This is a genomic window from Hyphomonas sp., assembly GCF_037969335.1.
GTDB lineage: Bacteria > Pseudomonadota > Alphaproteobacteria > Caulobacterales > Hyphomonadaceae > Hyphomonas.
Genome location: NZ_JBBKXE010000207.1, coordinates 1 through 9,334 on the forward strand (window position 1 = coordinate 1; position 9,334 = coordinate 9,334).

10 protein-coding genes are annotated in these 9,334 nt (G+C 62.2%); 6 read left to right on the forward strand and 4 right to left on the reverse strand.

Annotation, left to right across the window (positions count from 1 at the left end; translation table 11 throughout):
- From AADA04_RS15330 to AADA04_RS15340, 3 genes are all read left to right on the forward strand, one after another.
- Positions 1–462, forward strand: a 462-nt coding sequence (locus tag AADA04_RS15330) for a DNA-directed RNA polymerase subunit alpha C-terminal domain-containing protein (RefSeq protein WP_340694153.1), incomplete at its 5' end; no start/stop codon positions are given.
- Between the two features lie 51 nt (positions 463–513).
- The gene (gene rplQ, locus AADA04_RS15335) at positions 514–936 is read left to right on the forward strand and encodes a 50S ribosomal protein L17 (RefSeq protein ID WP_340694154.1); all 423 of its coding nucleotides are present in this window, start codon (positions 514–516) and stop codon (positions 934–936) included.
- 329 nt (positions 937–1,265) lie between these two features.
- The gene (locus AADA04_RS15340) at positions 1,266–2,330 is read left to right on the forward strand and encodes a hypothetical protein (RefSeq protein ID WP_340694155.1); all 1,065 of its coding nucleotides are present in this window, start codon (positions 1,266–1,268) and stop codon (positions 2,328–2,330) included.
- 72 nt (positions 2,331–2,402) lie between these two features.
- Here AADA04_RS15340 and AADA04_RS15345 read toward each other — a convergent pair whose 3' ends face one another.
- A complete protein-coding gene (locus AADA04_RS15345; RefSeq protein ID WP_340694156.1) occupies positions 2,403–3,323 on the reverse strand; it encodes a pepsin/retropepsin-like aspartic protease family protein in 921 nt (306 codons plus the stop codon).
- Between the two features lie 188 nt (positions 3,324–3,511).
- On the opposite strand from AADA04_RS15345, the gene AADA04_RS15350 reads away from it, so the two are divergent.
- A complete protein-coding gene (locus tag AADA04_RS15350; RefSeq protein WP_340694157.1) occupies positions 3,512–4,108 on the forward strand; it encodes an HD domain-containing protein in 597 nt (198 codons plus the stop codon).
- Positions 4,109–4,144: 36 nt separating this feature from the next.
- On the opposite strand, the gene AADA04_RS15355 is transcribed toward AADA04_RS15350, so the two are convergent.
- Together AADA04_RS15355 and AADA04_RS15360 are read right to left on the reverse strand one after the other, a co-directional pair.
- Positions 4,145–4,501 carry a Kazal-type serine protease inhibitor family protein gene (locus AADA04_RS15355; RefSeq protein WP_340694158.1) on the reverse strand — a complete coding sequence of 119 codons (357 nt, stop codon included), beginning with the start codon at positions 4,499–4,501 and terminating at the stop codon, positions 4,145–4,147.
- A 61-nt stretch (positions 4,502–4,562) separates the two neighbouring features.
- Positions 4,563–5,483 (reverse strand): SDR family NAD(P)-dependent oxidoreductase, encoded by a 921-nt coding sequence (locus tag AADA04_RS15360; protein WP_340694159.1) that lies wholly within the window; start codon positions 5,481–5,483, stop codon positions 4,563–4,565.
- A gap of 155 nt (positions 5,484–5,638) precedes the next feature.
- Here AADA04_RS15360 and AADA04_RS15365 point away from each other — a divergent pair, with 155 nt between their 5' ends.
- Positions 5,639–6,007, forward strand: a complete 369-nt coding sequence (locus AADA04_RS15365) for a VOC family protein (RefSeq protein ID WP_340694160.1) — start codon at positions 5,639–5,641, stop codon at positions 6,005–6,007.
- Between the two features lie 61 nt (positions 6,008–6,068).
- On the opposite strand, the gene AADA04_RS15370 is transcribed toward AADA04_RS15365, so the two are convergent.
- Complete coding sequence (locus AADA04_RS15370; protein WP_340694161.1) at positions 6,069–7,580, reverse strand: peptidase S10; 1,512 nt, start codon at positions 7,578–7,580, stop codon at positions 6,069–6,071.
- A gap of 294 nt (positions 7,581–7,874) precedes the next feature.
- Between AADA04_RS15370 and AADA04_RS15375 the strand changes: the two genes are divergently transcribed.
- A complete protein-coding gene (locus AADA04_RS15375; protein WP_340694162.1) occupies positions 7,875–9,170 on the forward strand; it encodes a nucleoside transporter C-terminal domain-containing protein in 1,296 nt (431 codons plus the stop codon).
- Positions 9,171–9,334 lie beyond the last annotated feature (164 nt).

The window sequence follows — 9,334 nt, forward strand, 5'->3', positions numbered from 1 at the left end:
GAAGACACGCGCGAAGGCACCGTGCTGGACTATGACAAGCTGACGCTCGACATCGACACAGATGGTTCTGTCACGCCGGAAGATGCTGTCGCCTATGCGGCCCGCATACTTCAGGACCAGCTCCAGCTGTTCATCAATTTTGAAGAGCCAACCCTCGAAGTGGGCCAGGCTGCAGAAGAAACCGACCTCGGCTTCAATCCCGTCCTCCTCAAGAAGGTCGACGAGCTGGAACTGTCCGTGCGTTCGGCGAACTGCCTGAAGAACGACAATATCGTCTATATCGGCGACCTCATCCAGAAATCCGAAGCAGAGATGCTGCGCACGCCGAACTTCGGCCGCAAGTCACTGAACGAGATCAAGGAAGTCCTCGCTGGCATGGGCCTGCATCTTGGCATGGAAGTGCCGGATTGGCCGCCTGAAGATATTGAAGGCCTTGCCAAGAAATACGACGACCACCTATAGGACCCGATCAATCTGATTACGGGGGCCTGATCACCTCCAGAGGACACGACAATGCGCCACGGACTAGCCCATCGCAAACTGAATAAGACAAGCTCGCACCGCAAGGCGATGTTCGCGAACATGGCGGCAAGCCTGATCACGCACGAGCAGATCATGACAACCCTGCCGAAAGCCAAGGAAATGGCACCGCTCATGGACAAGCTGATTTCGCTTGCCAAGAAAGGTGACCTTGCAGCACGCCGTCAGGCCATCGCGAAAGTCCGCGATGAAGACGCTGTCCGCAAGCTGTTCGACGTAATGGGTGACCGTTACAAGGACCGCAATGGCGGCTACACGCGCGTGATGAAAGCCGGCAACCGTCCGGGTGACAATGCGCCAGTTGCCGTGCTCGAACTGGTCGACCGTGACGAGAGCGCCAAAGGCGCCGCCGACAAGGCCCGTCACCAGGCCGAGATGGACGCAATGGACGACTAGTCCTCTGCAACACGCCAGAATTCAAAACCCCCGGACGGAAACGTCCGGGGGTTTTTTGTTTGGCGGTGCAGTTGACAGTTAACCAATGGCGGCGTTATACGCCGCCCCTCGCTGCCGGGCTGTCCTGCCAAGGATGACCTGCGGCCCAACCGGAAGAGACCTGAGATGAAGCTGAGTTGTACACATACGACCAGCTCCTCGCGATTGCGGGGAGCGCCGTCAGCGTCCCCCGCGCTTTGGCCGGTGAACGCCTGACCTCGCATTGATGATTTGAATCCGCCGCCGCTGAAGCATGGTTTCAGCGAACGCGATTTGAAGGGAGGTGGATCATGGGCATGCCCATGACCCTGCTGCATACGCGTCCGAAAGGACATGCAGTTCAGACGCCGCTGCTTGGCTTCCTGGCCGGGCCGCATGCCGATGCCATCGCTGAGGCCTGGCCAGCGCCCCATAGCGGGTTCCTGACCTTGCCGACGGCGCGCCGTCACGCGGCCGCGATCCTGCTCGGGAATGCGGCTGGCCTTCGCGGTACGGAGATTGTCCGCGTCGTGGAGCGGGGTCGCGACCGTGATCTCGCACGCCTGCTGGTGCAGGGCGAAGCGCCCGGGGGGCTGATGAAGGCGCTGGGACGGCTTGGCGAAGTACTGTGGGAGGCGGGGGACTATGCCCGGTTCCTCGGCCTCTTTGCCGAGGCGGATGCGGGCCGTGTGCTGCGGCACATGACGGTCATCGCCGCAGATCGCCTGGTCCTGATCGGGGCGCTGCCAGAGGCACTGCGCCGCGCCGGGATCATTGCCCACCTGCCGACGCGCGCTGCGGCGGTCGAGGACCTGGCGGTTGCGTTCCGCCTTGCCCTCCGCATTCATGGGGCAAGCGAGGCGTCGGCGATCGCGCAGCGGTGGAACCGGGCCAGCAATGCGCTTGCCCTGTTCGATATGGCCGCTGAAGCGCTTCAGCCGGTCCGGTTCGGGCAGGTCCTGCCTGTGCCGCGCCTGCCGGAGGGGTTTACGCCCGTCAGCGACCGCAAGGCGCTGGTCGGCGTCGCGCTGGAGTTCCGCAACTGCCTGCGGGACTTCACGGGCGACCTCGCTGCGGGGCGCATGGCCGTTTTTACTGTCCGCGAGGGCAGCGAGATGGCGGCCGTGGCCCTGCGGCAGGACCCGGCCGGTTGGCGTCTCGCGGAAGCGAAAGGCCGCCAGAACGAGGATGTATCGGAGGATGCGCTGCGGCGCATCGTGTCGGTCCTCGAACGGGCGGGCGTACGTACCGGTGAGTCCACCTGGGTTCTGGCCCGTCGCCTGCACGAGCATGCGTGCGACGATTGCGGTCCGGCCCATATGGGATCGCGTGAGACCTGGCGTGACCGGCTGGCGCTGGGATCGCTGTGGGATTAGGCATCTGACGGAAAACCCCTTCTCCTGATGGAGGAGGGGTTTTTTGTCCGCGATGCTGTCCGATTCCTGAAATCAGTCCGAACGGATATGTGTGCCCGAAGCGTTCAGCTTCACGCCGCCCACGCCACGGAGCCCCAGAACGAGATAGCCCCTGCGCCGGTCGAGCTGGACTCGGAAAATCGAGAGATAGTCGAGACCCAGAACCATTGCGGGTTCGTCATCCATGCCGAGATGCGAAAACAGGGCGGGATCCGCGACGATGAGATCGGGACCAGTGACGCGGTGCTGCCCCAGCGTGAATTTCCGTGCGGTGGCAACGCGGATCGCGACGTTGCCTCCCGTGATGCCACGGATCGTCTGGGTTTTTTCATCGTTGGGCTTGGCGCCTGCCGCGTCGGCGAACCGGCTGTTCACATAGGAGATACTCGACCCGGTATCGATCAGGGCCAGGCCTTTGATGCCGTTCAATTTCACTTCGGCGAACCAGAGTCCCTGCCTGAAATGCATCTTCATCCGGCTGGAATAGAGCTCGGTGCTCGTGTCGGGCCTGCCATTGTAAATCAGGACGCGACTTTCGTCGAAATCAAAGTCAACGACATCGCCTTCGAGCGCGGTCAGCGGCACGATATTGTGGATGCCGGCGACAGCGATCCGCCGACTCAGGGCGGCGGGAAATGCGTCAATCCGCGTATTGCCGGCCGAGAGGCTGTCGACGTGAACCACAGGAAAGGCCTGAAGGCCTTCCAGCCCGAGCACGTTAATCGAGAGTTCTGCGGGGGGCGGTACGCCGGCAGCGGAGGCGGTTGCGCCGTCGATCATGGCATAGGTGGCTGCCGTGTCGATCACGCCGATCGCCGGGGTGGCATCATTGATTCTCAGCGGGACGACCATGTGGCCCGAAGGGGCCATGCCGAAGGGGATGACCTGGCGCTCGGTTGCGGCGGCGGGAAGGGTGACGGTCAGAACCAGCATCGCCAGCGCCCAGGTCCGCACTTTTCGCGTCCTATGGCTAATCCAGCCGGCAATCGATTCCAGGTTCCAGCGCATCGCGCTCCTCGTACTTCCTCACGGTAGAATGCCACATTTTGGACCGGTGACCAAATCCGGGCGGACAAGCCTCTGCTTTCATATGTTGGCCGTGTGGTATATTCCTATGCCAACGAGACTTGGAGGAGATCGATATGGCGGACGGACACGATATGGGCGAACGCGCGAAATTCCGCGAAATGCTGGAAGGCACGCAGGAAGACTGGAGCATCATTGCCAGCCACGCGAAGGATTTCAACAAGGGCCTCGCCAAGCGCGTTCTGGACCATCTCCGCCTGCTGGACGGCGACTATGGCGGCTTCCCTGTCGACCGGCTGACACATTCCCTGCAGACCGCGACGCGGGCCCACCGCGACGGACGCGACGAGGAATATGTCGTCTGCGCACTCCTGCACGACATCGGCGATACGCTGGGCAGCATGAACCATCCGGACGTTGCCGCCGCGATCCTGAAACCCTTTGTGTCAGAGGCCAACCTGTTCATGGTGGCCAATCACTGCGCGATCCAGGGCTATTACTTCTTTGAATATCTCGGCCTCGACAAGAACATGCGCGAGCAGTTCAAGGACAGCCCGCACTATGAATACTGCGCGCAGTTCTGCCATCTCTACGATCAGGCCGCCTTCGATCCGGACTATGAAAGCGAGTCGCTGGAATTCTTCGCACCGATGGTCGAAAGCGTGTTTTCCAAACCGAAAAACTCGATGTATCTCAAGGCGATGCAGGAATAGGGGCGTAACGGCCTCCCGGCTGGGGGGCCGCTGTCCTTAGCCGGTACAGGCACCCTCGTGGGCGACGCTTGTGCCGTCGGCATGCGCCTCGCATTTGTTCGGATAGGTCTTCGCGTTGCAGCCGCAGACCGGCGCATATTCGCGTGTGCAGGCGCGGCGGATTTCCTGGCACGTGCCGGCGGCATCCGCTGTGGTCCTGCAGGCACCGTCTGCCAGCTTGCAGAAATAGCCTTCTTCACATTTCAGGGCGGCGATGCCGCCGCAGGTTTCGCCTGCTGCGCTGACGGGGATCGGCTGGACGGCGGGCTTGACGGTCTCGGCAGGAGGCGGCGCACTGCAGGCGGCGGCAAGCATGAGAATCGAGCATAGAAGTGTGGATGCAGTGAACCGCATGGATTCTCCTCAAAAAAGCGTGTGAGGAGAATCCTGCGCTTAAAACTCGCCTGAAGCAAGCTTAGGCCTTCACACCGCCTGCCACGACGGCGAACATGTGCTGGCTATGTTCACCGCCGGCCTTGAAGGCTGGCAGCGTTTTGGACGTATCGGTGATCTGGTCCCATTTGGCGGCGACGGCTTCAGCCGTCAGGTCGTCGCCTTGGCCAACGAAGGCCCCTTCGGTTTCGACAATACGCGCGATCGAGAAGGCGCCGGCAGCCGCCGACAGGATCACGCCGGTCGGGGCGTCTTCCTTGACGAGGTTCATGACGCCGGGCGACACGTATTCAGGCTTCAGCTGCTCGAGAACGGCTGGGGGCATCAGGCCTTCTGTCATGGCTGTCGCGGCAACCGGGCAGACCGCGTTGATCTTGATGTCGTTTTTCGCGCCTTCGATCTTCAGCGTGTTCATCATGCCGACGAGGCCGAGCTTGGCAGCGCCATAATTGGCCTGCCCAAAGTTGCCGTACAGGCCGGTCGAGGATGTCGTCACGACGATACGGCCGTAATTCTGGGCCTTCATGATGTCCCAGGCGGCGTGGATCGGCATGAACGAGCCGCGCAGGTGAACGTCGATGACGATGTCGATATCGGCCTGCGTCATCTTGGAGAAGGACTTGTCGCGCAGGATGCCGGCATTGGCGATCAGGATGTCGATGCGGCCGAACTGGGCCATCGTGTCATCGATCATCTTCTTGACGCCGGCTGCGTCAGCAACCGAGGAGCCGTTCGCCATGGCTTCACCGCCAAGAGCCTCGATTTCCTTGACCACAGCCTCGGCTCCGGCGGAGCTGCCGCCCGACCCGTCCATGCTGGGGCCGAGGTCGTTGACCACGACCTTTGCGCCGCGGCGGGCAAGCTCGAGCGCGTGGCAGCGGCCAAGACCGCCACCAGCGCCAGTCACAATGGCAACGCGGCCGTCAAAACGGATATCGGACATGGGGGAGAACTCCTGCATTTATTACAAATCGATTGGTCGGTTTCACACCAGACGTTCACGTAAACGTCAAGCCGCGCCCCTGCGTCATATCTTGCCCAGCGGGGGCCGTCAGGTCAGAGTACCGAAAAGAAACGCATGAAATGGGAGGAACCGACATGCTGGCTTATGTGACCCTTGGAACGAACAATAAAGAGAAGGCGCTGGCTTTCTATGACGCCGTCCTCGGCGAAATGGGGGCCAAACGGTTCTTCGCCAATGACCGGCTGCAATTCTATGGCGTCGGCCCCGGCCAGCCGATGATCGCCATCGGCGACCCCTTTGACAAGGACGCTGCTTCCTGTGGCAATGGCGTGATGCCGGCCCTCGCCGCTGCCGACAATGCAGCCGTCGACAAGGTCTACAACAAGGCGATCGAACTCGGCGCGGTCGACGAAGGCGCGCCGGGCAACCGCATGCCGACCTTCTATGGTGCCTATTTCCGCGACCCGGACGGCAACAAGATCTGCGTCTGCAAGCTCGGCTAGATATCTATCAACGACATGTCCCCGGGCCTGGCGCCCGGGGATTTTGATTCCGGGACCGGTCCTAGTCGGGCCGCGTATCCTGAAGCTGGCCAGCATAGAAGGACCGCACGTCCGCGCTGAGGGCCTCAAGCGCGCCGTCGTTCAGGTACATCATGTGACCGCCCTGATAATAGGTCATGGCCACGCGGTCCTGCGGGATGCCATAGCGGGCGAATGTGACCTCTGCGTCGAAGAAGGGACAGATCAGGTCGAAATAGCCGCTCGCGACCATGACTTTCAGCGCCGTGTTGTGGCGCATCGCCGTGGTCAGCTTGCGGGTGGGGTTCACATAGTGCGGTTCCCAGTATTTGCCTTCCGGGACATCGCGGAAAATCCACTGCTCGCCGGCGTCCGCGCTGGAGACCATGTAGGGCCGGTCCATCTCGACGCCGAAATCTGCAGACAGGTACTGGTTCATCAGGGCCGAATAGGCCGAGCTGATGGCGTAGCTTGAGACATCGTCTTCCGGGCCTTCGGCCGCATCGTCAGCCTCGTCGCCGAGGTAGCGCCCGTCGAGCCGTCCCAGCGCCACGCCCTTGTCGCGCAGCAATTCCTTCTGGAAGCGGTGCATCAGGATGCGCAGGTTGGAGGTCTCGATATAGGCTGGATCGAGCCCCGTGAAATAGGCGAGGCGCCCGCGGACATGGGCCCGCTCTTCCGCGTTCAGCCGGTCACCCTTCATCAGCGCCGGGCCGTATTCGTCGCGGGCAAAGGCACGCGCCTCGGCCAGGAACTCCGCCTGCGGAATGCCGAGTCCCGCCTTGCCGTGATATTGCGCGGTGGCAGCCATGCTGGGCAGGTAGGTAATGTAGGAATACATGTTGTCGTGGACCGAGGTCGAGCCCTCATAGTCCAGCGCCTGGGAGATCAGGACGATGCCATTGAGCGCGATATCGACATCGCCGGTCGTCAGCTCGTCCGCGATATAGGCGGCCCGCGTCGTGCCGAAGCTTTCCCCAATCAGGTATTTCGGGGCGTTCCAGCGTTTGTGTGTCGTGATCCATATCCGGATGAATTCAGAGATGGAGGACGTATCGCCCGCCGCGCTCCAATAATCCTTGTTCTCGCCCGCGCCGATGGCGCGGCTATAGCCGGTGCCGACCGGGTCGATGAAGACAAGGTCTGTCACATCGAGAATCGACAGGGGATTATCGACCAGCGTGTAGGGCGCGGCGCCATCGTCGGCATCCGCGTCGCTCGCCACAACGGCGCGCTTCGGCCCCAGCAGGCCCATGTGCAGCCAGACCGAGGCCGATCCCGGCCCGCCATTGAAGATGAAGGTCACCGGGCGCGAACTGCCCGCCTTGTCGGCGACATAGGACGTGGTGAAGAGGCTGGCAGCCGGCTCGCCGTCCTCGCCCTTGATATAGGTCTCGCCCGCTTCGACCGTGTAGGCGACCTTCGCCGTGCCGAACGTGCCGGTATGCTTGCTTTTGAACATGACCGGATCGGGAATCGGTTTTGCGGCCTCCGTCTTTTCAGCGTCGGTCTTGTTCAATTCGGATTCAGCGAAGGCAGGTGTGGCGACAGCCATGACCATAGCCATCAATAAGGCGCGCATTTTCATTTGTATGTTGGCTCTCCAGGGGGCTGGCCGGACATCCAGGTCAGTGACCGGGCCAGACGCTTGATAATTAAAGCAAAAACCTAGGCTCAGGATGGAGAGGCGTCAACACGCCCGGCAAACTGTGCGGTCTGATGCCCCATCTCGCACCTGACGGGATCGATTCAAGCGGTGCCCGTTTCGCGTTGCACTTGCGCGCTTTCCAATCCGGACTGTCACGGCTAAGTCATAGGGCTATCAAAACGGGCTCGGGAGCGATTTTGGATGCTGGCAGGTTATGAATGGGGTTGGGACAATGCCCGCGCGCTGATCGGGATCGCCCTGATTTATGGAATCTGCTGGGTCGTGTCGGAAAAGCGCGGCCTATTCCCGTGGCGCATCGTAATCGGCGCTACCGTGATGCAGTTCGTCTTTGCGCTGCTCCTGTTCGGTGTGCCCTTCGTGCGCGGTGTCCTGTTCCACGCCAATGACGTGGTCGACGGCCTGCAGGCGGCGACCCGCGCGGGCACCAGTTTCGTGTTCGGCTATGTTGGCGACAACACGGCTGGCGCGGAATTGATGGAAAACGCCCCGCCGCCGCTCTTCTTCTTCCAGATACTGCCCATCGTAATCGTGGTCGCGGCCCTGTCGGCCATCCTCTGGCACTGGCGCATCCTGCGCTGGGTGACGAATGGCTTCGCCTATATCTTCCAGCGCACGATGGGGCTGGGCGGGGCAACCTCGCTTGCCGTGTCGGCCAACGTGTTCATGGGCATGACCGAAGCGCCGGTGCTGATCCGGCCCTACATCAAAGGCATGACGCGCTCGGAACTGCTGATCATGATGACCGCCGGTTTCGCGACCATCGCGGGCTCTGTCCTGGTCGTCTATGGCGCGTTCCTGGACGGCAAGATGGCGAACCCGTTGGCGCAGCTGCTGACGGCGTCGATCATGGCCGCACCGGCCGCCGTGGCCGTGGCGCTGACAATGATCCCGGAAACCACGCCTTCGACCGAGCGGATGAAGGAACCGGACTTCAACTATGCCTCGACCATGGACGCCTTCTCGACGGGGGCGACCGACGGCCTGAAAATCGTGCTCAACATCACCACCATGCTGATCGCGGCGCTGGCGCTGCTCTGGCTGATCAATGCGGGCCTTGGCCTGTTCCCGGACGTGTTGGGCGCGCCGCTGTCGATCGAGCGTGTGCTTGGCTGGGTCTTCGCGCCGCTGATGTACATGATCGGCGTACCGTGGGCCGAGGCGTCGCAGTCCGGCTCGCTGATGGGCGTGAAGACGGTGCTGACCGAGTTCGTCGCCTTCCTGCAACTGGCCGAGATCCCGGTCGACGCGATGGACCCGCGCACCCGCATCATCACGGCGCACGCGATCTGCGGCTTTGCCAATTTCGGCTCGATGGGCATCCTGATCGGCGGCCTGTCGATTGTGGAACCGGAACGGCGCGACGACTTCCTGTCACTCGCCTGGCGCACGCTGCTGGCCGGCACGCTGGCGACCTGCCTGTCGGGCGCGGTCGTGGGCGCGTTGCCATACCAGCTGTTCGCGGGCGCGGCGGGCTGACGTTTCCACGCGCTTCCCGCGCGGTCAGGCCTAGACAATAGCGTTCCAACCCGCAGGAGTGCTGGGCATGACGATGACATTGATGAATGAGGGGCTCATGCTGAGCGAAGTCGAAGCACGGGCCCCGGGCGCCCCGCGCCCGCCCTTCGACTTCGCTCAGGGTG

Bases quoted from the DNA above. Each gene is read 5' to 3' on its own strand.
- rplQ (WP_340694154.1), top strand. From the start codon at position 514: ATGCGCCACGGACTAGCCCATCGCAAACTGAATAAGACAAGCTCGCAC.
- AADA04_RS15340 (WP_340694155.1), top strand. From the start codon at position 1,266: ATGGGCATGCCCATGACCCTGCTGCATACGCGTCCGAAAGGACATGCA.
- AADA04_RS15350 (WP_340694157.1), top strand. From the start codon at position 3,512: ATGGCGGACGGACACGATATGGGCGAACGCGCGAAATTCCGCGAAATG.
- AADA04_RS15355 (WP_340694158.1), bottom strand. From the start codon at position 4,501: ATGCGGTTCACTGCATCCACACTTCTATGCTCGATTCTCATGCTTGCC.
- AADA04_RS15360 (WP_340694159.1), bottom strand. From the start codon at position 5,483: ATGTCCGATATCCGTTTTGACGGCCGCGTTGCCATTGTGACTGGCGCT.
- AADA04_RS15365 (WP_340694160.1), top strand. From the start codon at position 5,639: ATGCTGGCTTATGTGACCCTTGGAACGAACAATAAAGAGAAGGCGCTG.
- AADA04_RS15370 (WP_340694161.1), bottom strand. From the start codon at position 7,580: ATGGCTGTCGCCACACCTGCCTTCGCTGAATCCGAATTGAACAAGACC.
- AADA04_RS15375 (WP_340694162.1), top strand. From the start codon at position 7,875: ATGCTGGCAGGTTATGAATGGGGTTGGGACAATGCCCGCGCGCTGATC.